This is a genomic window from Streptomyces fungicidicus, assembly GCF_003665435.1.
Lineage (GTDB): Bacteria > Actinomycetota > Actinomycetes > Streptomycetales > Streptomycetaceae > Streptomyces > Streptomyces fungicidicus.
Map to the genome: position 1 here is coordinate 2962691 of NZ_CP023407.1, position 23302 is coordinate 2985992.

Annotated in this window: 19 protein-coding genes and 1 tRNA gene; 3 read left to right on the plus strand and 17 right to left on the minus strand. The window is 72.6% G+C overall.

The annotated features are described in order from the left end of the window. Positions 1 to 111 precede the first annotated feature (111 nt). The 5 genes from CNQ36_RS13370 to CNQ36_RS13390 form a co-directional block, all read right to left on the minus strand. Positions 112 to 753 carry an IclR family transcriptional regulator gene (locus CNQ36_RS13370; RefSeq protein ID WP_040907076.1) on the minus strand — a complete coding sequence of 214 codons (642 nt, stop codon included), beginning with the start codon at positions 751 to 753 and terminating at the stop codon, positions 112 to 114. Between the two features lie 284 nt (positions 754 to 1037). Next, positions 1038 to 2837 (minus strand): DEAD/DEAH box helicase, encoded by a 1800-nt coding sequence (locus CNQ36_RS13375; protein ID WP_004930870.1) that lies wholly within the window; start codon positions 2835 to 2837, stop codon positions 1038 to 1040. 124 nt (positions 2838 to 2961) lie between these two features. After that, complete coding sequence (locus tag CNQ36_RS13380) at positions 2962 to 3330, minus strand: type II toxin-antitoxin system death-on-curing family toxin (RefSeq protein ID WP_121546168.1); 369 nt, start codon at positions 3328 to 3330, stop codon at positions 2962 to 2964. Beyond that, positions 3330 to 3527: a hypothetical protein gene (locus CNQ36_RS13385; protein WP_121546169.1), complete on the minus strand. Its 198-nt coding sequence runs from the start codon at positions 3525 to 3527 to the stop codon at positions 3330 to 3332. The genes CNQ36_RS13380 and CNQ36_RS13385 overlap by 1 nt, the downstream gene beginning before the upstream one ends. 32 nt (positions 3528 to 3559) lie before the next feature. Further along, a complete protein-coding gene (locus CNQ36_RS13390) occupies positions 3560 to 5020 on the minus strand; it encodes an MFS transporter (RefSeq protein WP_121546170.1) in 1461 nt (486 codons plus the stop codon). A gap of 133 nt (positions 5021 to 5153) precedes the next feature. On the opposite strand from CNQ36_RS13390, the gene CNQ36_RS34685 reads away from it, so the two are divergent. Continuing rightward, positions 5154 to 5254: transfer RNA gene (locus CNQ36_RS34685), tRNA-OTHER, on the plus strand. A 107-nt stretch (positions 5255 to 5361) separates the two neighbouring features. Then, complete coding sequence (locus CNQ36_RS13395; RefSeq protein WP_228312966.1) at positions 5362 to 6585, plus strand: COG1361 family protein; 1224 nt, start codon at positions 5362 to 5364, stop codon at positions 6583 to 6585. A 16-nt stretch (positions 6586 to 6601) separates the two neighbouring features. On the opposite strand, the gene CNQ36_RS13400 is transcribed toward CNQ36_RS13395, so the two are convergent. From CNQ36_RS13400 to CNQ36_RS13445, 10 genes are all read right to left on the minus strand, one after another. Further along, positions 6602 to 7780, minus strand: a complete 1179-nt coding sequence (locus CNQ36_RS13400) for an SUKH-4 family immunity protein (RefSeq protein ID WP_121546172.1) — start codon at positions 7778 to 7780, stop codon at positions 6602 to 6604. Between the two features lie 274 nt (positions 7781 to 8054). Beyond that, positions 8055 to 10370, minus strand: coding sequence for a xanthine dehydrogenase family protein molybdopterin-binding subunit (locus CNQ36_RS13405; RefSeq protein ID WP_121546173.1), 2316 nt, complete (start codon positions 10368 to 10370; stop codon positions 8055 to 8057). Then, the gene (locus CNQ36_RS13410; protein ID WP_121546174.1) at positions 10367 to 12448 is read right to left on the minus strand and encodes a 2Fe-2S iron-sulfur cluster-binding protein; all 2082 of its coding nucleotides are present in this window, start codon (positions 12446 to 12448) and stop codon (positions 10367 to 10369) included. Before CNQ36_RS13410 ends, CNQ36_RS13405 begins: the two co-directional genes overlap by 4 nt. Continuing rightward, complete coding sequence (locus tag CNQ36_RS13415) at positions 12445 to 13338, minus strand: FAD binding domain-containing protein (protein WP_121546175.1); 894 nt, start codon at positions 13336 to 13338, stop codon at positions 12445 to 12447. Before CNQ36_RS13415 ends, CNQ36_RS13410 begins: the two co-directional genes overlap by 4 nt. A 262-nt stretch (positions 13339 to 13600) precedes the next feature. After that, positions 13601 to 15250: a beta-N-acetylhexosaminidase gene (locus CNQ36_RS13420; protein WP_121546176.1), complete on the minus strand. Its 1650-nt coding sequence runs from the start codon at positions 15248 to 15250 to the stop codon at positions 13601 to 13603. 1 nt (position 15251) lies between these two features. After that, positions 15252 to 16097 (minus strand): carbohydrate ABC transporter permease, encoded by an 846-nt coding sequence (locus CNQ36_RS13425; RefSeq protein WP_121548448.1) that lies wholly within the window; start codon positions 16095 to 16097, stop codon positions 15252 to 15254. Between the two features lie 29 nt (positions 16098 to 16126). Further along, a complete protein-coding gene (locus tag CNQ36_RS13430; RefSeq protein ID WP_228312967.1) occupies positions 16127 to 17032 on the minus strand; it encodes a carbohydrate ABC transporter permease in 906 nt (301 codons plus the stop codon). 8 nt (positions 17033 to 17040) lie between these two features. Beyond that, complete coding sequence (locus CNQ36_RS13435; protein WP_121546178.1) at positions 17041 to 18333, minus strand: extracellular solute-binding protein; 1293 nt, start codon at positions 18331 to 18333, stop codon at positions 17041 to 17043. A gap of 225 nt (positions 18334 to 18558) precedes the next feature. Next, on the minus strand, positions 18559 to 18846 hold the full coding sequence (locus CNQ36_RS13440; protein ID WP_004930822.1) for a DUF3039 domain-containing protein: 288 nt from the start codon (positions 18844 to 18846) through the stop codon (positions 18559 to 18561). 30 nt (positions 18847 to 18876) lie between these two features. After that, positions 18877 to 19449 (minus strand): YqgE/AlgH family protein, encoded by a 573-nt coding sequence (locus CNQ36_RS13445; RefSeq protein ID WP_163013259.1) that lies wholly within the window; start codon positions 19447 to 19449, stop codon positions 18877 to 18879. Between the two features lie 254 nt (positions 19450 to 19703). Here CNQ36_RS13445 and murA point away from each other — a divergent pair, with 254 nt between their 5' ends. Then, positions 19704 to 21050 (plus strand): UDP-N-acetylglucosamine 1-carboxyvinyltransferase, encoded by a 1347-nt coding sequence (gene murA, locus CNQ36_RS13450; protein ID WP_004930815.1) that lies wholly within the window; start codon positions 19704 to 19706, stop codon positions 21048 to 21050. A 181-nt stretch (positions 21051 to 21231) separates the two neighbouring features. Here the strand turns inward: murA and CNQ36_RS13455 are convergent, their stop codons facing one another. Both CNQ36_RS13455 and CNQ36_RS13460 read right to left on the minus strand, forming a co-directional pair. Next, on the minus strand, positions 21232 to 21513 hold the full coding sequence (locus tag CNQ36_RS13455) for an HU family DNA-binding protein (RefSeq protein WP_003950507.1): 282 nt from the start codon (positions 21511 to 21513) through the stop codon (positions 21232 to 21234). 239 nt (positions 21514 to 21752) lie between these two features. Beyond that, positions 21753 to 23171: an NAD-dependent malic enzyme gene (locus CNQ36_RS13460; RefSeq protein WP_004930809.1), complete on the minus strand. Its 1419-nt coding sequence runs from the start codon at positions 23169 to 23171 to the stop codon at positions 21753 to 21755. Between the last annotated feature and the right edge of the window lie 131 nt (positions 23172 to 23302).

Below are 23302 nucleotides of genomic sequence, written 5' to 3' on the forward strand. Positions count from 1 at the left end.
GAGGTCACGCAGCCCGGCGTTCACGGGGTGCCGTCGCGCCCACCCGTGCCGCCCTGCGGCACGACTGCCCGCGGAGAGCGGAGGGCGTGCCCGCGGCGGGCGCGGAGGGGGTTAGCGGAGGGCTTCTGCTACTTCTCGGGCTGCGTCCATGACGCGGGTGCCGATGCGTTCCGGGACGACCTCCGCCAGCATGACGACGCCCACGCTGCCCTCGACCCCCGTGACCCCCAGCAGCGGCGCCGCCGCCCCGCACGCCCCCGCCTCCAGCTCACCGTGCGTCAGCGTGTACCCGGGATCGTCGGCCGCCCGCTGCCGCGCGGCGAGGATCGCCTTCCCCGCGGCCCCTCGGTCCAGCGGATGCCGGAACCCCGCCCGGTACGCCACGTGGTAGTCCGTCCACGACGGCTCCACCACCGCCACGGCCAGCGCCTCCGCCCCGTCCACCAGCGTCAGGTGCGCGGTCGCGCCGATGTCCTCCGCGAGCGACCGCAGCGCCGGCATCGCGGCCTCCCGCACCAGCGGATGCACCTGACGGCCCAGCCGCAGCACCCCCAGCCCGACCCGGGCGCGTCCGCCCAGGTCACGGCGTACGAGGGCGTGCTGTTCCAGCGTGGCGAGCAACCGGTACACGACGGTCCGGTTCACGCCCAGTTTGTGGGAAAGCTCGGTGACGGTCAGCCCGTGGTCCGTATCGGCCAGCAGTTTGAGGACACGCAGTCCCCTGTCGAGCGTCTGAGAGGTCTCCGCGGTCACGACGCCCACTCCTTAGTGGTGAGGTCGGCGGTCCCCCCGCGGCGGATGCGTCACCGAGTCCCGTCGGTCACGCGCCTCAGAGGCCGCCGATCGGCCGGCGGCCCGGCTGTGTCCGGGCACAGTCGCTTCACGGCTGCGCTCCGCGGCGGCGCTGCCACGGGGCGTGTGCGTAGCGGGACAGTAGCGAGCCGGGTTCGGTCAGCGGAAGGCTCCGTCCAGAATCCGGGCACTCTCACAGGGAAGTGGTGCCGTTTGTCCTCATACGTGCACGCGTGCACGCGAGGTCACCGCATGCGCGTGGCCCACTCCTGCACCTTCTCGATCCGCTGGCGCAGCTGTCCCGGCGTGGCCTCCGCGGAGGGCGGGCCGCCGCAGACCCGGCGCAGCTCGGTGTGGATGACGCCGTGCGGCTTGCCGCTCTGGTGGACGTACGCGCCGACGAGGTTGTTGAGCCGCTTGCGGAGCTCCATCATCTCCTTGTGGGAGACCACGGGCCGCCGCTCGGCGGGCATCTCGAGGAGGTCCGCCTCCTCGGCCGGCTTCTTGCGGCTGTGCGCGATCTGCCGGGCCTGCCGCTTCTGCAGCAGCATCTGCACCTGGTCGGGCTCGAGGAGTCCCGGGATGCCGAGGTAGTCCTGCTCCTCCTCGCTGCCGGGGTGCGCCTGCATGCCGAACTCGGCGCCGTTGTACATGACCCGGTCGAAGACGGCGTCGGACTCCAGCGCCTCGAAGGGCAGCATGTCCTGCTCGCCGGTGTCCTCGTCCTGCTCCCGGTTCGCCTCCTCCATCTCCTTCTCGGACTCGGCGTACGGGTCCTCCTCGGCGTCCTTCTTGGGCTTGTCGAGGACGTGGTCGCGTTCGCGCTCCATCTCGTTGGCGAAGCCGAGCAGGTCGGGAATGGTCGGCAGGAACACGGACGCGGTCTCGCCGCGCCGCCGGGACCGCACGAAACGGCCGACGGCCTGGGCGAAGAACAGCGGGGTGGAGATGGTGGTGGCGTAGACGCCGACCGCGAGACGCGGCACGTCGACGCCCTCGGACACCATGCGGACGGCGACCATCCAGCGGTCGTCGCTGCCGCTGAAGTCGTCGATCCGCTTCGACGCGCCGGTGTCGTCGGACAGCACCAGGGTGGCCTTGGCGCCGGTGATGTCGCGGATCAGCTTGGCGTAGGCGCGGGCGGACTCCTGGTCGGAGGCGATGACGAGGGCGCCGGCGTCGGGGATGGCCTTGCGGACCTCGGTGAGCCGCTGGTCGGCGGCGCGCAGCACGGCCGGCATCCACTCGCCGCGCGGGTCCAGCGCGGTGCGCCAGGCCTGGCTGACGGCGTCCTTGGTCATGGGCTCGCCGAGGCGGGCGGCGATCTCGTCGCCGGCCTTGGTGCGCCAGCGCATGTTGCCGCTGTAGGACATGAAGATGACGGGACGGACGACGTTGTCGGCGAGGGCGGAGCCGTACCCGTAGGTGTAGTCGGCGGACGACCGCCGGATCCCGTCGTCGCCCTCCTCGTACGCCACGAAGGGGATCGGGTTGGTGTCGGAGCGGAACGGCGTACCGGTGAGCGCGAGCCGCCGGGTGGCGGGCTCGAACGCCTCCAGGCAGGCCTCGCCCCAGGACTTGGAGTCACCGGCGTGGTGGATCTCGTCGAGGATGACGAGGGTCTTGCGCTGCTCGACCCGGTTGCGGTGCAGCATGGGGCGGACGCCGACACCGGCGTACGTCACGGCGACCCCGTCGTAGTCCTTGCCGAGCGGGCCCGCGCTGTACTCGGGGTCGAGCTTGATGCCTATCCGTGCGGCGGCCTCGGACCACTGCTTCTTCAGGTGCTCGGTGGGCGCGACGACGGTCACCTGCTGCACGACGTGGTGGTGCAGCAGCCAGGACGCCAGCGTCAGCGCGAAGGTCGTCTTTCCGGCGCCGGGGGTGGCCACCGCCAGGAAGTCGCGGGGCTGCGTCTGGATGTACTTGTCCATCGCCCCCTGCTGCCAGGCACGCAGCTTGCCGGCGGTGCCCCAGGGGGCACGTCCGGGGAAAGCCGGGGACAGGTGGTGCGAGTGGGACGCGGAGCTGGCGGTGGTAGTCACGATCTCCGTGGGGTGGGTCGGGCGGCACGCCTTGCGTGTGGCAACCGGGCCACCCTACCGATGGCCCGGCGCCGTCCACGCCGGTACCGGGCCGCGCCACCCGGGGGTGGGACCGACGTCACAGTCAGCGCGCGAAGCGGGGCAACTGAGCTGCGATCTTGGGGACGTCCAGTGCGCCCTGGCAGACGTCCAGCACGAACTGCTCCGCCTCGTCCACGTCGAAGTCCGGGTCGAGCGGATGCCCGTTCATATGCAGGAAGACCCAGGTCGCGTACCAGGCGAGGCGCTTGTTCCCGTCGACGAGGGCATGGTTGCGAGCGAGGGACTCCATCAGTGCCGCGGCCTTCTGCCACACGTCCGGGTAGGCGTCCTGGCCGAACACGCTCGACTGCGGACGCGCCAAGGCCGAGTCGAGCAGCCCGTAGTCGCGCACCACGTCCTCCCCGAGCCGCTTCGCGAGGTTCAGCAACTCGGGCAAGGTGAGGTAGTACATCAGGCGAGCCTCCGGTTCAGCTCTTCGCTGGCCCTCAGCACGTGGTCGGCCGCCTCGTTGAACAGCCTCGAGTGTTCGTTTATGGCCTTGATCACCGCGTCGTGCGCGAAGGTCTGCATGCTGCGCCCTTCCGCAGCCGCACGCTCACGCAGGGCATCGAGCTCTTCGTCAGTAAACCGCAGGTTCAGTCCAGCCATGCCACGACGGTACTACGTGGTACCGCACGGTGTCATGCTGATTCCGCCCGTACGCGGGTCGCCACCCACGCCCCCGCCAGGGCCACCGCCGCCATCGGCAGGAACACCACGACGAAGGCGGCCGGGTGGGAGCCGGTGGCCTCCGTCGCCGCGTGGCTGACCGTGCCGCCGCCCAGAGCCGCGAAGGCGGCGCCGCCCACGGCCAGCAGCAGGACGTTGGAGAGGCCGTCGGAGATCTGCAGGGCGGCGGAGTTGGTGCCGGCCTCCTCGGGGGCGGAGAGCTGGAGCAGCAGCACGCTGGTGGAGGAGATCACCAGACCCATGCCGAAGCAGCCGAAGGCCCAGGCGACCGCCACCGTCCAGGCCGGCACGGCCTGGATCAGCACGCTGGGGGCCGCCGCGATCGCCGCCGCCACCAGCACCATCCCGAAGGTCATCAGCCGCTCCCGGTACGGCTCGAGCCGGGGCCGGGACTGGACCCAGGAGCCCAGCGCCCAGGTGCCGCCGCCCGCCGCGAGGGAGAAGCCGGCCATGGTCGGGCTGAGTCCGCGCTGGGTGACCAGCATCAGCGGGACGAACGACTCCGCCGCGATGAAGGAGCCCGCGGCGACTCCGCGCAGCAGGACGACCGAGGGCAGGCCGCGCGCCGCCCGGTGGGTGCCGCGCGGGAGCAGACCGAGCACGGCGGGGACGAGCAGGGCCACGCCCAGCGCGCCCGGCAGCAGGGACATCCAGCGCAGGTCCTGGGCGGCGTACTGGAGGAACCCGGCGCCGAAGGAGATGGCCAGGGCCAGCCGGATGCGCCGGCGGTCGAAGGAGGCCGGGGCGTCCTTGTCGCCGTTCACCGGGCCGGAGGCCAGCCGGCGTATCTGCGGCAGCGCGAGGGCGAGCGGGAACACCACGAGCGCCGGTATGCCGAGGAACACCCAGCGCCAGCCGAGGTGTTCCGTCACCGCGCCGGAGGCGAGCGGGCCGACGATCGACGGCACCACCCAGCTCGCCGCGAACGCCGCCATGATCGCCGGCCGCAGCCGTTCCGGGTAGGCCCGCCCGACGATGACGTACAGCGCGACGATCACCAGTCCGCCGCCGAGCCCCTGCACGGCCCGCCCGAGGATGAACAGCCACATCGCCCCGGCCGTCCCGGCGAGCAGCAGCCCGGCGGCGAAGGAGGCGATGCCCCAGGCGAGCGGGCCGAGCGGGCCCCGCCGGTCCGCCCACTGGCCGGACAGCACCATGCCGAACAGGCTGGTCGTGAAGTACCCCGAGAACGCGAACGCGTACAGCGACACCCCGTCCAGCTCTCGCGCCGCGACCGGCATGGCCGTGCCCACCGCCGTCGCCTCGAAGGCGATCAGCAGCACGACGGAGACGACACCGATGCTCAGCGCACGGTAGGGGCGGCTCAGCACGGTCTCGTCGGGAGCGACGGCCGGGGAGGGGACGTCGACGGGCTCGGCGACATCGGTGTCGCGCGGGTTCAGGGCGGTCATGTCCGTCAGAGTAAGGGCCACGGCCCGGTTTGACCCCTGTCGGGGGTCGGGGCGGGCACCGGGACCTTGGTCGTAGGACCCGAGCCGCCCTTCATGAACGGCGGGGCGCCGCAAGGCGCATCGCCCCCGACACGGCCGTGTGCCCGAGTGGCCCAGGGACTCGCCTGCACTGCATCCATCAGCGAGCTCCGCTCGCGGGGAGGTACGCGGGTTCAATTCCCGCCACGGCCTCCAGTTCCTTCTTTTCCAGTCCTCGTCGAAGCGAACGGCAGTACAACCCTGTGCTGCCGTTGGTTGTCCAGGACATGTCCTGGCATCCCGCTCCGACGAGGAGAACCACCGTGCGTCAGCGCATCCGCCCCTCCGCCGCCCTGGTCGCCGCCGCCGGGCTCGGTCTCGCCGTTCCCGCGGTGGCCGCGCCCGTGGCGGTCGCGGAGGAGACCGGGCCCTCCCTCGTGGTCTCGGCCCTGCCGGACACCGCTCCCGCGCCCGGCGGGATGTACGAGGAGTCCGTCACGATCACCAACAAGGGGACCGGAGCCGCGGACGGCGTCACCTTCCGCGTACGGCTCACCCGCGGCCTCGACTTCCCCGAGCCGGTCGAGGGCTGCGCCTACTCCACCGTCGGCCACCAGGTGCGGCAGGCGCTGTGCGAGTACGACACGGTGATCGAGCCCGGCGCCTCCTTCACCGCGCCCGTGCGGTTCAAGGCGCTGTCCAAGGCCCTGATGGAGTCCGTCGAGTACGGCACCGGGCCCACCGGCGAGGCCCCGGGCGAGGGGTTCGACGACAGTCACCGGCGTCTGACGCTGACCGCGGACAACTCCGCCGACCTCGTCGCCGTCGGCGAGGAGACCGAGGGGCTGGCCGGGGACCGCCAGTCGTTCACGGTGAGCCTCCGCAACGACGGCCCCGGCTGGGTCCAGGACCAGGAGAGCGACGACGTCCCGGCGCTGCTGGTGACGATCCCGCGCGGCACGGTCGCCGTCCAGGTGCCGGAGGCCTGCGCGCCGTTCGGGGTGGACGGGCCCAGCGGGCCGTCCCAGCCGGGCAAGCCCCGCTACGTGTGCTGGCCCTCCGACGGCACCGTGGACGTCGGGCAGACACTCTCGTACACCTTCCTGGTGGCGATCGACAAGGACGCCCAGGACCCCGAGGGCCAGGTGAAGGCGACCTCCGTCTACGACATCGCCCCGGCCTACGACAGGAACCCGGCCAACAACACCGCCCGGATCCGCATCGACCTGCCCAGCGACTACGAGCCCGAGCCGAGCCCGTCGCAGAGCACCGGCGGAGGCGCCGGCGGCGGGAACGGTGACGGGGACGGGGACGGCGGCTCCGGCACGGGCGGGGGCGGCAACGAGCCGCAGGGCCAGGCCGCCGGGGGTTCGGGCACGTCCGGCTCCGTGACGCACACCTCGGCCGACCCGGTCGCCGGCGGCGGACTGGCCCACACCGGCTCCGACGGGGCCCCGCTCATCGCCGGGATCGCGGCGGCGGCCGCGGCCGCCGGCGGTCTCCTGGTCGTCGCCGTGCGCCGCCGGGCCGCCGCCAAGTCGTCCTGAGCGGCGGCCCGTCGGTTCAGAGCACCCCGCCGGCCTCGTCCTGGAACAGCTCCGTCCAGTAGTGCCAGTCGGCGTCGGTGGTGGTGCCCGTCGGGTCGATGGAGGACAGCACCTGGATCATCGTCAGCGCCAGCTGGTCGTAGGTGTCGGAGGTCAGCGCGTGGCCCGACTCCTCGTCGATGGCGTGCTCGCGGTGGAGCAGCCAGAGGGTGAAGGCGAGCGTGGAGACGTCCGTGTTCAGCGGGTGGAGCACGCCTTCCGGTTCGCTCCAGTTGAGCACCGCGCCGGTGGCGCCGTCGACGACCAGGCTGTTCTCCTCGACGAGGTGGCCCAGGCGTATCAGCCGGCCGGCGCGGGCGGGGAGCCGGCCGGGCGGGAGCTCGCCGTCGCGTTCGTCGGCGTAGTACTCGGCGAGGGTGCGCAGCGGCAGGTCGGTGTCCAGCTGGAAGAGGAAGCCGTCCTCCGGCAGGCCCGTCTCGCGCAGGAAGCGGCGGGTCGGCTCGTGGGTGAGCGTGGTCGGGAAGTCGACCTCCTCGAAGCGGACCACTCCGCCCCGGCCGAACTCGCCGTCCAGCAGGCGCAGCGGGAGGTCCAGGGCGAGTCCCGAGGCCGTGCCGGGGCCGGCCACCAGGGCCAGCGGCCGGATCAGCGCGGCCATCCTCCAGAACGGCGCCGGCTCGCCCTCCGTGCCCTCCTCGAACACCGCCATCAGCTGACGGGACGCCTCCGCGACCGCTTTCGTGCCGTAGCGGCCCGCGTAGGCGGCGAACTGGCCGCGCAGTCCCGCCAGTTCGTCCGTGGCCGCGGCGAACCGGACCAGCGTCGGGAGGGACGGGGCGAGCGGGCGCTGGTCCATCAGATCGGGGCGGTCGTGCAGGAAGAACGTCGTGGAGACCTCGCCGGTCGCGCCGTCGAGCAGCACCGACTCCGTCTCCAGACCGGCCGGGCCCAGCATCGCGCCGATGACCAGCTGGTCGCGCAGCTCCGCGGAGAGCCGGTCGCCGGGGTCGCCCGTCATGTCGCCCACGGTGCGCGGGCCGCCCTTGTGCACCAGCTCCCCGAAGCCGAACAGGGCGCTGTCGGCGGGCAGTCCGGGACCGGTCAGCCAGTCACGCGTGGACGCGTGCGTGATGTACGGGCCGAGGTCGGCGTCGTCGAGTGTGATCGCCGCGACAACAGTGTCGGTCGTGCTCATGATTCCCCCGCGATACGTGTGCTCGGCCCCGGGTTCGCGAACGCCCCGCCCGGGCAGGACGGTCGTACGGATCCTCGCGGACCCGTCGCCCGTCCCCCACTGCTCGGAACACTACGCGCCACCACTGACAACGCCCCCGGACCGAGGGCGGCGGACAGCGGCGCCCACCACTGAAGACGCTCGAGCACCCCCGGACGTTGCCCGTCCGGGGGGAATCACCGTCCACGGATTCCGTCGCCGGCCGTCGCCGCCCGCCCGGTGTCGGCCGCCGGTGTCAGCCGCCGGTCACCACCGCGGCCTGCGGGCGGATCGGCAGGCGGTTGACCGGACGGCCCGTGGCCGCCCGCACGGCGGACGCGATGGCGGCCGGGGAGGCCACCACCGGCACCGCGCTGACCGCCTTCGCGCCGAACGGCGCGACCACGTCCCGCTCCTCGACCAACTTCACGATGTGGATGTCCGGCGCGTCGAGCGCCGTCGGCAGGGCGTACCCGGTCAGGTCGGGGTGGCGGACCAGACCGCGCGGCGTGCGCAGGTTCTCGGTGAGCGCGGCCCCCAGGCCCTGGGTGACGCCCGCCTCGATCCGGGCGGCCAGCTGCGCCGGGTTCAGCACCCGGCCCACGTCCTGCGCCACCGCGAGCTCCACGACCCGTACCGAGCCGAGCTCGATGTCGACGTCGACCACCGCGCGGATCGCGCAGAACGCCATGCCGACGAAGGCGTCGCCCTGGCCGGCCTCGTCGAGGGGCTCCGTCGGGTGCGGACGGCACTGGGCGGTGGCCCACAGCTCCTTGCCGTCCAGCGCCTCGGTGACCGTCGTGGACAGCACACCGTCGTACGAGGTGATCTTGCCGTCGGTGATCTGGAGCAGCTCGGTCGACATGCCGAAATTGTGCGCGAGCGGCTGGAGGAGCTGGGTGCGGACCATCTTCGCCGCGCGCTCCACCGCGCCGCCCGACACCCAGGTGTGCCGGCCGCGGCAGCCCGGCCCGGCCGGGGGCTGGTCGGTGTCGACGGGCACCACGTGCACCTCGTCGATGCCGAGGGTCTCCTGGACGATCTGCCGGGCCAGGGTGGTGAAGCCCTGGCCGCTCTCCACGGCCGCGCAGAGCACGGTGGCCACGCCGCCCTGGACCCGCACGGTGGCGGTGGACACCTCGTCCGCGCCCTCCGCGCCGAGCATGTGCACCATGCCCAGGCCGTAGCCGACGCCCCGGCGCACCGCGCCCGGTTCGCCGGCGCCCTCGGGGCCGCCGGGCAGCAGCCACTCGTCCTCGGGGGTGTCCTTGGGCAGCGGCGGCAGCGGGAAGTCCCGCACTGCTTCGAGGAGTTCGGCGACCGGGGCCGGGCAGGTCACGGTCTGGCCGGTGGGCAGCAGGTCGCCGGTGGCCATGACGTTGCGCAGGCGCAGCTCCGCCGGGTCGACGCCGAGCTTCTTGGCCAGCTTGTCCATCTGCGCCTCGTGGGCGGCGCACACCTGCATCGCCCCCTCGCCGCGCACATGGCCGGAGGGCGGGTTGTTGGTGCGCACGGCCCAGCCCTCGATGAAGGCGTTGGGCACGACGTAGGGGCCGCAGGCGAAGGCGACGGCCGCGGCGAGGGCGTCGGAGGAGGTGTCGGCGTAGGCGCCGGCGTCGAGCAGGATCTGTGCCTCGACCTTCACCAGCCGGCCCTCGGCGTCGGCGTGGTGGCGGTAGCGCAGGAGCGTGGGGTGCCGGTGGGTGTGGCCGAGGAACGACTCCTCGCGGGTGGCGGCGAGCTTCACCGGGCAGCCGGTCTTCAGCGCCAGCAGGCCGAGGGGGAGCTGGAAGCTGCGGTCCTCGCGGTCGGCGACGGCGCCGGGGACGCCGGTGACGACGACCTTCACCCGGTCCTGTTCCAGGCCCAGCACGGCGGCGGCGGTGTCCCGGTCGCCGTGCGGGTCGGTGGACGCCAGGTACAGCTCGACGCCGCCGTCCGGGCGGGGCACGGCGAGACCGGCCTCGGCCCCTATGGGGGCGGGGTCCTGACGGCCGATGCGGTACAGCCCCTCGACGACGACGTCGCCGGCGGCCTCGGGGTCGCCGTGGCGCAGCGGGATGTGCCGGATCAGGTTGCCGTCGGGGTGCAGCGGCTCGGCCTCGAACGCCTGCTCGGGGTCGATCACCGGGTCGAGCACCTCGTACTCGACGATGACGGCGGCGGCGGCCATCCGCGCGGTGTCCGGGTGGTCGGCGGCGACGGCCGCGAGGGGCTCGCCGTGGTGGCGCACCACCTCGGAGGCGAAGACCGGCCGGTCGGGGGTGCCGCGGCCGTGCACCGGGTCGCCGGGCACGTCCTCGTGCGTGACCACCGCGCGGACGCCGGGCATCTCCCGCGCGTGGGTGGTGTCGATGGACAGGATGCGGGCGTGCGGGTGCGGCGAGCGCAGCACGGCCGCCCACAGCAGGCCCTCGGCCCACAGGTCGGCGGCGTACGGGAAGGTGCCCTCGGTCTTGGCGCGCGCGTCGGCGGCCGGGAGGGAGACGCCGAGCCCGTGCGGGAGGGGTTCCGGCTCGGGGACGGCCTCCGGGGCCTGTGCGGCCTGCGCGGTGGCTGTTTCGTTGCTCACGCCTGGCCTCCGTCCTGGCCGTGGGACTGGTCGTACGGCTGGTCCTGGGGCTGGTCACCGGGTCCGGTGACGCCGAACGCGGAGGGGTTGACGCCGCCGGCGCCGGGGCCCGCCTGGTGCGGGATGCGGGGCGGGTCCGCCTCGCCGTCCGCGTCGTCCTCGTCGTAGGCCTCGCGTTCGGCGACGACCTCCTTGACGGCGTCCACCACGCCCCGGTAGCCGGAGCAGCGGCACAGGTTGCCGCACAGGGCCTGGCGGGTCTCCAGTTCGGTGGGCGCCGGGTTGCCCTCCAGGAGGTTGTGCACGGTCATCGCCATGCCCGGTACGCAGAAGCCGCACTGCACGGCGCCGCACCGGGCGAGCGCCCGCTGCACGTCCGAGGGCCGGCCGTCCTGGGCGAGGCCCTCGACGGTACGGACCTCGTTGCCGGCCGCGGTGACGGCGGGGACCAGGCAGGACGCCACGAGGCGGCCGTCGACCTGGACGTTGCAGGCGCCGCACTCGCCCTGCGAGCAGCCGTCCTTGGCGCCGGCGAGGCCTAGGCGTTCGCGCAGCACGTAGAGCAGCGACTCGCCGATCCAGGCGTCGGTGACGGGCCGGTCGGTGCCGTTGACGCGGAGCACGTAGGAGGCGAGGGGGTGGTCGTCGTGCGGCATCGGCGGACCGTCCGCCACGTCCGTCGCGACGGGCGCACCCGTGTCGTCGGGGTCGTCCGAAGTGCCGGGCGGCGTAACGGTGTTCGAGGCGCCGTCGGTGGCGGCTCCGGCCGCCGGGTCCGGGGCGGTCTCGGAAGGGGCGTCGGAGGGCTCCGACGGGCCCTCCGCGGCCTCGGCGGCCCCGTGCGCGTCCTCCGTGACCCCGGAGGCCTCGTCGGCCCCGGAAGCGGGCCGTGCGGCGTCCTGGGCGCCGGGATGCGGGTCCTCGCGGTGTCCGGCCGGGGCGCCCTCGACGGTGTCCGCCCCGGGCTGCCACCGCGGCTCCTCGTGCCCCTCGCCGGGCAGCGGCTGCGGCACACCAACGGGCCGGGGGCCGTCCTGCGCGGGCTGCCCACCGTAACCCTCGGGGCCGTCGTCCGAACCGCCGTGCGGGTGCCGCGCGGGAGCGTGGCCGGACGCGCCGGAAGCCTCCGGCGCGACGCCGGTGCCGGACTGCCCGCCGTAGGTCTCCGGGCCCCCGTGGGGGTGGCGCGCGGAAGCGGGATCCGTGGCGGGCTGCCCGCCGTAGCCCTCGGGGCCGTCGGGGCCGTCGTCCGGGCCGCCGTGCGGGTGGCGCGTGGCGGGCCGGGCGGGGTAGCCCTCCGGGCCGAAGGCCGGGTCCTCGGGCCGGGCCGGCTCGGTGGGCGGCAGGGGTTCGGCGGCGGGCAGGGGACGGCCGCCGTAGGGGTCCCCGTCGGGGTGGGGCAGGGATCCGGGGCCGTCGGCGTAGATCGAGGGGCCGGGCTCCCGGTGGTCCGGCGCGGGTCCGTGCCCGCCGGGCCGCCGGTCGTCGCCGTCCTGCGGGACGCCGGGCACGCCGGGCCCCCACGGGCGGCCGATGTCCTGGTGGGCCCAGGGGGCGGGGGCGCCGCCCGGGAGGGTGGGCGGAGGTGTGCCGCCCCACTGCTCGACCAGGGAGGACGCGGTGAACTCGCCCGACTCGTCCGGCAGGTCGCCGTCGGCCACGGGGATCGACCACTGGCCGGTGACGTCGTGCCCCGGCGCGGGGTTCTCCGCGGCCCCGTCCTCGAAGGCCCACTGCCCGCTCGCCGCGGGGTCGTAGGTGAACCGGTCACCCGGCGCCGCGCCGGCCTGGGGGTCGTGCCACTGGGCGCCGTCGACGGGCGCGCCGGGCACTCCCCAGGAGCCGGTGGCCGCCGGGTCGGTGCCGCCGTCGCTCGTCGGGGAGACGGTGATCTGCGGCGGCACATAGCCGTGGCCGGGCGCGGCGAGCGGACTCTCCATCGCGTCCAGCAGGGCGTCGATGCCGCCCTCGGGGAGATTCACGAAGGCCGTGGCGCCGTCGTCGTAGTCGCCCTGGGGCAGCGGGTCCCAGCGGCTGCCGCCCGGGGGCGTGCCCTCTCCGTGCCGGTCGTCGGTCACGACAGCGCCCTCCCCAGTGCTCGTCGGGCCAGCGCGGCGACGGTGCGCCGCAGGTGCAGTACCGCGGGCGGAAGCGGTGGGACGGTGCCGTCCTCGCCGGGTGCGGCGTCGGGGATGCAGGCCGCGGCGACGTACTCCCCGAACGCGTTCAGTGCCTCGGGCACGATCGCGCGGTTGTTGTCCCAGTCGATGAGCTGCGCGACCCACTGCTCGGCGTCCAGCGGCCGCAGCGGCATCGGCGCGATGGCGCCCACCGCGCAGCGCACCCCGCGGCGGGCGGGGTCGAGCACGAGGGCGACGGAGGCGACGGCGCGGCCGGGTCCGGTGCGGCCGGTCGCCTTCAGGAAGACCTGGGGGGCGTGCAGCAGCGGCACGCTCACGAAGCCGATGAGTTCACCGGGGCGCAGCAGGTCCATGCCGGCCAGCAGGTGCGACACCGGGACCTCACGGCGGGCGCCGCCCGGTCCGGCGACGATCAGCGTCGCCTCCAGCGCGGCCAGCACCGGCAGCGCGTCCCCGGTGGGGGCGGCGGAGGCGATGTTGCCGCCCAGGGTGCCCGCGTTGCGGATGTGCGGCGGTCCGGCGGCCCGCGCGGAGGCGGCGAGCGCCGGGATGAGGGCGGCGAAGTCGGGGCGGCCCATGCGCGCGTGGGTGAGACCGGCGCCGAGCAGCGCCTGTCCGTCCAGGTACTGCCAGCCGCGGATCTCGCTGATCCTGCCGAGGCCGACCAGCGCGGCGGGCCTGAGCTGCCCGGAGTTGACGGCGGCCATCAGGTCGGTGCCGCCCGCGACGGGCACGGCGGCGGGCATGGCCGTGAGCGCCGCCACGGCCTCGTCGAGTGTCGTGGGCAGCGTCACGGCCTGCGCCGCCTGCGGTGCGTGCGTGCTCAAAACCGGCTGCCCCTTCCCGCTGCCCCACCTGGTCCCGCCCGTGCGCCGTACGGTACGTGCTGACAGGGCGGACGTGGCAACTCTGGCACATCTTGGCAGGCGCCGAAGACGGGGGTCCGCTAGGAGGCGTTCGCCCACCTCACCCCGGAGATGGCCGGTTTCCTCCCGGTGTCACCGATGAGTCGAGGATTGGCACTCTTCGGTGACCCTTGTTCCCGTTTCGCATGACCCGTTCGAGACACGGGCGAGGGGGCGGTGCGGGCTAGGCGCTGGGCGGCGGGCCGTCCAAGGGCCGCCCCAGGACGCCCGGACGGCGCTGCCAGGGCAGCGGCCCGGTGGGCGGCCGGTAGGCGACTCCGAGGGCGTCGAGGCGCCGGTAGTGGGCGGCCATCCGCCGTTCGAAACCGGCGTAGTCCCGGTCGGCGGGGGCGGGCAGATCGCTCCAGGCGACCTCGGCGAGCGCCGCCAGCCGGGGGAAGACCTGGTAGTCCACGCGCCCCTGGTCCTCCATCACCTCGGTCCACACGTTGGCCTGGGTGCCCAGCACCCGTGCGGACTCCTCGGGCGTCAGCTCCTGCGGCACGGGCTCGAACCGGTAGACGTCCTCCAGGGTGCGCACGTAGGCGATGGGCACCGGCTCGTCGGGGCCGGCGTCCTGACGGTAGTCCAGGTAGACCCACTGCTGGGGGCACATGACCACGTCGTGGCCCGCGCGGGCGGCGGCGACGCCGCCGGAGTAGCCGCGCCAGGAGGACACCGCGGCGCCGGGCGCCAGGCCGCCCTCCAGGATCTCGTCCCAGCCGATCAGCCGGCGCCCCCGCTCGGCGAGCCAGGAGTCGAAGTGCCGGATGAACCAGGACTGCAGCGCGTCCTCGTCGGCCAGTCCGAGCTCGCCGATCTGTTTCCGCGCGGCGTCCGACTCGCGCCACTGGTCCTTCGGGCATTCGTCGCCGCCGATGTGCACGAACGGCGAGAACGGCCCGGCGTCCGCGGGGAACAGTTCCAGGACTTCCTCGAGCACTCCTTCGTAGAAGCGCAGGGTGTCGTCGGTGGGGGCGAGTACGTTCGGATTGACGCCCCAGGTGTCCCAGACGTTCAGGGAGGCGGTGTCGACGACGTCGGAGTTGCCGAGTTCCGGATACGCGGCGATGGCTGCCTGCGAGTGCCCGGGCACGTCGATTTCGGGGACGACGCTGATATGCCGCTCGGCGGCGTAGGCGACGATCTCGCGGATGTCGTCCTGGGTGTAGTGACCGCCGTGCGGCCTGTCGTCCCACAGCGGTGAGGCGCGGTGGCCGATTTTCGTCCTGGCCCGCCAGGAGCCGGTCCCGGTGAGCTTCGGGTACTTCCGGATCTCGATGCGCCAGCCCTGGTCGTCCGTCAGATGGAAGTGGAGGACGTTGAGTTTGTGCGCGGCCATCAGATCGAGATAGCGCAGCACGCCTTCCTTGGGCATGAAGTGCCGGGCGACGTCGAGCATCAGTCCGCGCCAGCGGAAGCGGGGCGCGTCCTCGATCTCGGCTTCCGGCAGCTCCCAGCGGGTGCGTCCGAGGTGCGCCCGCCGGAAGGCGTCGGGGCCGAGCAGCTGCCGGAGCGTCTGCGCCCCGGCGAAGGCGCCGGCCGGGTCGCCGCCGGTGATCAGCGCCCGGTCGTCACGGACGGCGATGCGGTAGGCCCCGGGCGGGAGGCCGTCGTCGTGCCGCAGCTCCACGGCGTTGCGCGCGGCCCGGCCGGGCGCGCCCTCCCGCAGGGGCAGTCCGGTGGCCGCCTGGAGTGTCGTGCGCAGCCAGCGTTCGGCGCTGCCCACACCCGGCCCCGCCGTCAGCGTCGTGTCCTCGTCGAGCACGAAGACCCGCTCACCCCACGTGCTCACGCTGAGCGGCGCGGGAATCAGTTCTGTCAGTGAAGTCACGTCAGTCCTTGACCGCGCCGCCCAGTCCGGAGACCAGGCGCCGCTGCACGAGTACGAAGAAGACCAGTACCGGAATCGTCATCACCGTGGAAGCGGCCATGACGCCGCCCCAGTCGGGATCGTCGGGTTTGTAGAACACCAGCAGCGCCATCGGCAGGGTCGACTGCGAGATGTCGCTGATGATGAACGACTTGGCGAACAGGAAGTCGTTCCAGGTGGAGATGAAGGAAAACACGCTCGTGGCCACCAGGCCCGGCAGGACGAGCGGGAAAAGGATCTGCCGGAGAAAACGCGCGCGGCTCGCGCCGTCGATGTACGCGGCCTCCTCCAGCGCCTCCGGAACGCCCTTCACGAACCCCCGGAGCATCCAGATCGCGAACGGCAGGGAGAACGCGATGTGGGGCAGGATCAGCGACCACAGCGTGTTCAACTGGCCGAAGTCCCGCATCATGAAGAACAACGGGATGGTGAGCGCCTCCACGGGCACCATCTGGGCCACCAGAAACATGATCAGCAGGGTGGTCCGCAGCCGGAACCGGAATCGGGTCACGGCGGTCGCGGCGAGAAAGGCGATCAGCGCGGAGGCGATCACCACGGCGACCGCGACGACGACGCTGTTGAGGAAGTACCGGCCGAATTCCTGCTGCCCGAACACCCGCCGGAACGAGTCCAGCGTGGGCGCGGGCGTCCAGGGGCGCGGCTCGTCCGACTCGATCTCCCCGGCCGGCTTGAAGGCGCTCAGCACCATCCAGTACAGCGGGAAGGCCACCACGGCGGCGGTCAGCAGCGCCGTCGCCTCGGCCGCCGTGCGCCCCGGCCGCCGGGCGGACCGGCGCACAAGATTCACCAGGGGTTCCCCGCCCCGGCCCACAAGACTCACAGTTCCTCCCCCTGGCGGCGCAGCAGCCGCAGATACCCGAGCGTCACGGCGAGCAGGATCAGCAGCATCACCACGCCGATCGCCGCGCCGAGGCTGTACTGCGAGGACGCGAACGCCTGCTGGTAGGCGTAAACGTTCAGGACGAGGTTCTGGCCGGCGATGCCGCCGCCGCCCGTCATCACGTAGATCTGGGTGAACACCTTGAAGTCCCAGATGACCGACTGGATGGTGACCACCACCAGGATCGGTCGGAGCATCGGCGCGAGCACGGAACGCCAGACGCGCCACTGCGAGGCCCCGTCCAGGGAGGCGGCCTCCAGCACCTCGGCCGGCACGGCGCGGATGCCGGCGTAGACCGTCACCATCACGAACGGGAAGGAGCACCAGACCACTTCGAGCAGCACGAGGAAGAAGGCGCTGAACCTGCCGTACGTCCACGAGTGGTCCCCGAGGCCCAGCACCCGGTTGACGGGGCCGAAGTCGGCGTCGAAGAGGAACAGCCAGACCGTGGACCCGGTGATCGCCGGGGTCGCCCAGGCGCCGAGCGCGGCCAGCATCAGCGCCAGCCGGGGCACGGCCCGCACGCGGGTGAGCAGCACGGCGAGCGCGCATCCCACGGCCAGCGTGCAGACCACACAGGCCGCCGCGAACCCGACGGTGGCGAGCAGCACCTGCCAGAACTGCTCGTCACGGAAGAGGGCGGCGTAGTTGCCCAGCCCCTCGAACCTGGTCGGCTCACCCCCGCTGACCTGTGCCTGGGTGTAGTGGAACAGCGAGATCAGCCCGAGCTGGTAGATCGGATACCCGAGCAGCCCCCCGAGCACGACGAGTGCCGGCGCGAGATACAGCCAAGGGGTTCCGGAACGCCGCCGCCAGGGGCGCGGCGCCGTGCCCGGGTTCATGGGCACCGTCATCCGACGGCCCCGAACGCCTCGTCCATCTTCTCCGCCGCGTCCGCCGACGCGGCGGCCACGCTCTTCCTGCCGGACACGATCTCCTGGAACATCGTCGGCAGCACCAGCGACGAGTCGATCTGCGCCCACGCCGGCGACGCCGGCACGAACTTCGTGTCGGCCGCGAGCGTTTCGGCGAACGGCTTCACGAAGGGCTCCTTCGCGGCCGCCTGCTCCCGCACGTCGGAGAACGTCGGCAGGAAGCCCATGCCGTCGAAGAGGGCGCCCTGCGCCTTCTTCGACGCGAGCCGCTTCATCAGGTCGACGGCGAGGGTGCGGTGCGAGGTGGACCTGAGCACGCCGAGGTTGTTCCCGCCGGCGAACGCGGGGGCGATGGACCCGGCCTCGACCCCCGGCAGCGGCACGACGGCGTACTTGCCCCTGACCTCGCCGGCCTCCACGGCCGCGTGGCTGAAGTCGCCGCCGATCGCCATGGCGGCCTTGCCCGAGGCGAAGGCGGTCACGGTGTCGTTGCCGCCCATCCCGGCGCACTTGGCGGCCGGGCAGTTGTCGTCGCCGAAGAGCGAGGTGTAGGCCTCGATGCCCTTGCGGGCGTCGGCGCTCGCGAGGGCGGAGGCGTACGAACCGCCCTTGCCGGTGGCGAGTTCGCCGCCGTGCGCCCAGATGAAGGGCATCGCGCCGTAGGTGTAGGCGCCGCCGACCGCGATGCCGTACATCCCGGGTCTGGCGGCGTGGATCTCCTTGGCGGTGGAGATCAGTTCCGCCTGGGTCCTCGGGACGTCGAGGCCGAGTTCGCGGAAGACGTCGGTGCGGTAGTACAGGGCGCGGACGCCGACGAAGTAGGGGGCTCCGTAGACCTTGCCGTCGACGGTGACCGACTGGCGGGCGGTCGGGTCGGTGTCCTTGGCCTCGTCCCAGGCGGCGAACTCCTCGGTGACGTCGGCGAGTCCGCCGTCCCGCACGTAGCCGGCGGTGTCGGTGTTGCCGTACTCGACGAGGTCGGGGGCGGACTTCGGGTCGTTGAAGGCGGCCTTGATGCGCTGGGCGCGGGTCTCGACGGGGATGTACTCGACGGTGACGTCGGTGCCCTCGTGCTCCTTCTCGAAGGCGGCGAGGACGGAGTCGACGGCCTTCTCCTTGGGCTTGTTGCCGACCTCCTGGAACAGCCAGACGCGCAGGGTGCCGGCCTTCTCGTCCTTGTCCGAGGAGGAGTCGCCGGAGGTCTGGGGCGCGCAGGCGGCGGTGGCGAGGACGGCCGCGACGGCGACCACTCGGGCGGACAGCTTCATGGAGTCGCTCCTCCGAACGCGTTGCAACATACGCAATGGCGGTTTTGCTGTGCACAACACACCGGAGGCTAGGTACTGAGTGAGCCGTGCCACAAGAGGTCTGAACCACTTGGTGACCCGCCGACGCACCCCGTGCAACGCGCGGACAGCACAAAGGCCCCCGGGGCGCACAAAGCGCACCCCGGGGGCCTCGGGAAGTCCGGACCGACGGAAGGAGGGGGAAGGCTACTTGTCGCCCTTGCCCTTGCCCTTGTCGTCGCCGCCGGCGCCCATGGACTCGTAGATCTCCTTGCACATGGGACACACCGGGTACTTCTTCGGGTCGCGGCCGGGCACCCAGACCTTGCCGCACAGCGCCACGACGGGGGTGCCGTCGAGGGCGCTCGCCATGATCTTGTCCTTCTGGACGTAGTGGGCGTAGCGCTCGTGGTCACCGTCGCCGTGGGAGGTCTGCGGCGTCGGCTCGACGAGGGTCCCCGTACCAGTCCCGCGCTCGGGCTCAAGAGTGCTCATAACAGCCAAGGGTACTGAAGATCACACGCATCAGTTGAGCGAAGGGTCGTCCGGATACGTGGCCACCATCGCCAGTTCGCTGCGCTGGCGGCGCAGCACTTCGCGCCAGAGCCGTTCGGGTGACGGGGACGACACGTCGCCGGGCTCGGACTCCACCACGTACCAGGCGCCGTCCACCAGCTCGTCCTCCAGCTGGCCGGGGCCCCAGCCGGCGTATCCGGCGAAGATCCGCAGCGAGCCGAGCGCCGAGGCGAGCAGCTCGGGCGGTGCCTCCAGGTCGACGAGGCCGATCGCGCCGTGCACCGGGCGCCAGCCCGGCGGGGCGGCCTCCGCGGTCGTGCCGCCGGGGACGACGGCGACACCGAGGGCGGAGTCCAGCGACACCGGGCCGCCCTGGAAGACGACGCCGGGCTCGCCGGTGAGGTCCGCCCAGCCCTCGAGGATGTCGCCCACGTCCACCGGCGTCGGACGGTTGAGGACGACGCCGAGCGAGCCCTCCTCGTCGTGGTCGAGGAGGAGCACCACCGCGCGGTCGAAGTTCGGGTCCGCCAGAGCGGGAGTGGCCACGAGCAGCCGCCCTGTGAGCGAGGACACCTCGGTCATGCCAGACATGATCCCGCATCCCGCTCCCGAGTGGGGAGGCAATGCGGGTACGGGAGTGAATGCAGCTCAGGGCGGAGAGGAGCATGCCCGGCGCACGACGGCGGCGGTGACCCCGCGTGCCCGGTCCGGAACCGTTCGTGTTGTGACAGACCCATGACGGTCCCGGACCCCCCTCGGGCTTACGGAAGGGGGGTCGGGGGCGACTACGCTTTCCCTTCTGGCCCCTGCCCCCTTCCCCACGGAACGCGAGATTCATGACCGTCAACGGCGCTGATGACGTACTGCTTGTCCACGGCGGGACCCCGCTGGAGGGGGAGATCCGTGTCCGCGGTGCGAAGAACCTGGTACCGAAGGCCATGGTCGCCGCGCTGCTGGGCAGCGGTCCGAGCCGCCTGCGCAACGTCCCGGACATCCGTGACGTCCGCGTCGTACGGGGCCTGCTGCAACTGCACGGTGTGACGGTCCGTCCGGGCGAGGAGCCCGGCGAACTCGTGCTCGACCCCACGCACGTGGAGAGCGCCAACGTCGCTGACATCGATGCCCACGCCGGCTCCTCGCGCATCCCGATCCTGTTCTGCGGCCCGCTGCTGCACCGGCTCGGGCACGCGTTCATCCCGGGTCTGGGCGGCTGCGACATCGGCGGCCGGCCCATCGACTTCCACTTCGACGTGCTGCGGCAGTTCGGCGCGACCATCGAGAAGCGGGCGGACGGCCAGTACCTGGAGGCCCCGCAGCGGCTGCGCGGCACCAAGATCCGGCTGCCGTACCCGTCCGTCGGCGCGACCGAGCAGGTGCTGCTGACCGCGGTCCTCGCGGAGGGCGTCACCGTACTGTCCAACGCGGCGGTGGAGCCGGAGATCGAGGACCTGATCTGCGTCCTGCAGAAGATGGGCGCCATCATCGCGATGGACACCGACCGGACGATCCGCATCACCGGTGTGGACAAGCTCGGCGGTTACACCCACCGCGCCCTCTCCGACCGTCTGGAGGCCGCCTCCTGGGCGTCGGCCGCGCTGGCGACCGAGGGGAACGTCTACGTCCGCGGCGCGCAGCAGCGCTCGATGATGACGTTCCTGAACACCTTCCGGAAGGTGGGCGGCGCCTTCGAGATCGACGACGAGGGCATCCGCTTCTGGCACCCCGGCGGGCAGTTGAAATCCATCGCGCTGGAAACGGACGTGCACCCGGGCTTCCAGACGGACTGGCAGCAGCCGCTGGTGGTGGCCCTGACCCAGGCGACGGGCCTGTCCATCGTCCACGAGACGGTCTACGAGTCCCGGCTCGGATTCACCTCCGCGCTCAACCAGATGGGTGCGCACATCCAGCTGTACCGCGAGTGCCTGGGCGGCTCCGACTGCCGCTTCGGCCAGCGCAACTTCCTCCACTCGGCGGTCGTGTCGGGCCCGACGAAGCTCCAGGGCGCGGACCTCGTCATCCCCGACCTGCGCGGCGGCTTCTCCTACCTGATCGCGGCGCTCGCCGCCCAGGGCACCTCCCGCGTGCACGGCATCGGCCTGATCAACCGCGGCTACGAGAACTTCATGGAGAAGCTCCAGGAACTCGGCGCGAAGGTGGAACTCCCGGGCAAGGCACTCGGGTAACCGGAGGCCCCGCCCCGCGTACGCCGATGGGGCGGTCACCCGAATACCGGGTGACCGCCCCATCGGCGTTGTCGGAAGCGCCCGTCAAGAACGCGGGCCTGCGTCGGTCCGCGGCTCCGCCGCTTGGGCGGGGCCGGCCGCGACGCGCCCGCGGTCGCCCACGGCGCTCCTCCAGGTCTGGCTACTTGCCCTTGGCGGCTTCCTTGAGCTTCGAGCCCGCCGACACCTTCACGCTGTACCCCGCGGGGATCTGGATCGGCTCACCCGTCTGCGGGTTGCGCGCGGTGCGCGCGGCCCGGTGGGTGCGCTCGAAGGTCAGGAAGCCGGGGATGGTGACCTTCTCGTCGCCCTTGGAGACGATGTCGCCGACGACCTCGGCGAACGCGGCCAGCACGGCGTCGGCGTCCTTGCGAGTCACCTCGGCGCGGTCGGCCAGCGCGGCCACCAGCTCACTGCGGTTCATGTTGTTACTCCCGTGTTCTTCTTGCCGTTGAGGCGTGCATCGCGCCCAGGGACGCATCCTGCCTCTACCTGCGGCGGTAATGCCAATCCGGCACCCGCAGGAATCGTGGGAACACCCGAGGGAGTCACACGAAGAGCGCCACAGCCCGGCCGCCCACCTTAAGGGCCGCCGGGACCACCGAGTGCCCCGACGCGCCGGTTCAAACCCGCCGTGGCGATCCTCACAGCCCCGGCCCGCTCCTACAGGGCGGTCGCCCCCGCGGCCTTCGCCGCGTCCCGCACGGCGCCCGCGACGGCGCCGGCCACCTTGTCGTTGAAGACGCTGGGGATGATGTAGTTCGGGTTCAGCTCGTCCTCGGTGACCACGTCCGCGAGCGCCTGCGCGGCGGCCAGCATCATCTCGGTGTTGACGGTGCGGGACTGGGCGTCCAGCAGACCGCGGAACACGCCCGGGAACACCAGCACGTTGTTGATCTGGTTGGGGAAGTCGGAACGCCCCGTGGCCACCACGGCCGCCGTCTCACGGGCGATCGCCGGGTCCACCTCGGGGTCGGGGTTCGCGAGCGCGAACACGATCGCGCCGTCCGCCATCGCGGCCACGTCCTGGCCGTCCAGGACGTTCGGGGCGGAGACGCCGATGAAGACGTCCGCGCCGCGCACGGCCTCCTTCAGGGTGCCGGTGAGGTTCTCCGGGTTGGTGTTGTCGGCGATCCAGCGCAGCGCGGAGTCCGGGGCGGCCTCCCGCAGGTCCTCGCGCCCGGTGTGCACCACGCCGTGGATGTCGGCGACCACGGCGTTCTTCACCCCGGCGGCGAGCAGCAGCTTCAGGATGGCCGTGCCGGCCGCGCCGGCCCCGGACATGACCACGCGGATGTTCTCGATCGCCTTGCCGGTGACCCGCAGGGCGTTGGTGAGGGACGCCAGGACGACGATCGCGGTGCCGTGCTGGTCGTCGTGGAAGACCGGGATGTCCAGGGCCTCGCGCAGCCGGGCCTCGATCTCGAAGCAGCGGGGCGCGGAGATGTCTTCCAGGTTGATGCCGGCAAAGCCCGGCGCGATGGCCTTGACGATCTCGACGATCGCGTCGGTGTCCTGGGTGTCCAGGCAGATCGGCCAGGCGTCGATGCCGGCGAACCGCTTGAACAGGGCCGCCTTGCCCTCCATCACGGGCAGCGCGGCCTTCGGGCCGATGTTGCCCAGGCCCAGCACGGCCGAGCCGTCCGTCACGACCGCAACCGAGTTCCGCTTGATGGTCAGCCGGCGGGCGTCCTCGGGGTTCTCCGCGATCGCCATGCACACCCGCGCCACGCCCGGCGTGTACACCATGGACAGGTCGTCACGGTTGCGGATGGGGTGCTTCGACGCCATCTCGATCTTGCCGCCGAGGTGCATCAGGAACGTACGGTCCGAGACCTTGCCCAGGGTGACGCCCTCGATGCCCCGCAGCTCCTCGACGATCTCGTCGGCGTGGGCGGTGGAGGAGGCCGCGATGGTGACGTCGATGCGGAGCTTCTCGTGGCCGGACGCGGTCACGTCGAGGCCGGTCACCGAGCCTCCGGAGGACTCCACGGCCGTGGTGAGCTGCGATACGGCCGTTCCGCTCGCGGGCACCTCCAGCCGGATCGTCATCGAGTAGGAGACGCTGGGCGCCGTTGCCATGGCCGACTTCCTCTGCTTTACCGTGTCGCTGAAATGTGCCGTCCGATCGTCGCACCTACCCCTGAGTACGCGGTAGCCGCCTCGGATTGCGGACGTTTTGTTCACTGGCACACACCGTGTGCCGGAAGAGG

Excerpts from the sequence above, each read along its gene's own strand:
- CNQ36_RS13380 (WP_121546168.1), bottom strand. The coding sequence starts at position 3,330 with ATGTACTACCTCACCTTGCCCGAGTTGCTGAACCTCGCGAAGCGGCTC.
- CNQ36_RS13440 (WP_004930822.1), bottom strand. The coding sequence starts at position 18,846 with ATGAGCACTCTTGAGCCCGAGCGCGGGACTGGTACGGGGACCCTCGTC.
- CNQ36_RS13460 (WP_004930809.1), bottom strand. The coding sequence starts at position 23,171 with ATGGCAACGGCGCCCAGCGTCTCCTACTCGATGACGATCCGGCTGGAG.
- CNQ36_RS13435 (WP_121546178.1), bottom strand. The coding sequence starts at position 18,333 with ATGAAGCTGTCCGCCCGAGTGGTCGCCGTCGCGGCCGTCCTCGCCACC.
- murA (WP_004930815.1), top strand. The coding sequence starts at position 19,704 with ATGACCGTCAACGGCGCTGATGACGTACTGCTTGTCCACGGCGGGACC.
- CNQ36_RS13390 (WP_121546170.1), bottom strand. The coding sequence starts at position 5,020 with ATGACCGCCCTGAACCCGCGCGACACCGATGTCGCCGAGCCCGTCGAC.
- CNQ36_RS13385 (WP_121546169.1), bottom strand. The coding sequence starts at position 3,527 with ATGGCTGGACTGAACCTGCGGTTTACTGACGAAGAGCTCGATGCCCTG.
- CNQ36_RS13430 (WP_228312967.1), bottom strand. The coding sequence starts at position 17,032 with ATGAACCCGGGCACGGCGCCGCGCCCCTGGCGGCGGCGTTCCGGAACC.
- CNQ36_RS13455 (WP_003950507.1), bottom strand. The coding sequence starts at position 21,513 with ATGAACCGCAGTGAGCTGGTGGCCGCGCTGGCCGACCGCGCCGAGGTG.
- CNQ36_RS13400 (WP_121546172.1), bottom strand. The coding sequence starts at position 7,780 with ATGAGCACGACCGACACTGTTGTCGCGGCGATCACACTCGACGACGCC.
- CNQ36_RS13445 (WP_163013259.1), bottom strand. The coding sequence starts at position 19,449 with ATGACCGAGGTGTCCTCGCTCACAGGGCGGCTGCTCGTGGCCACTCCC.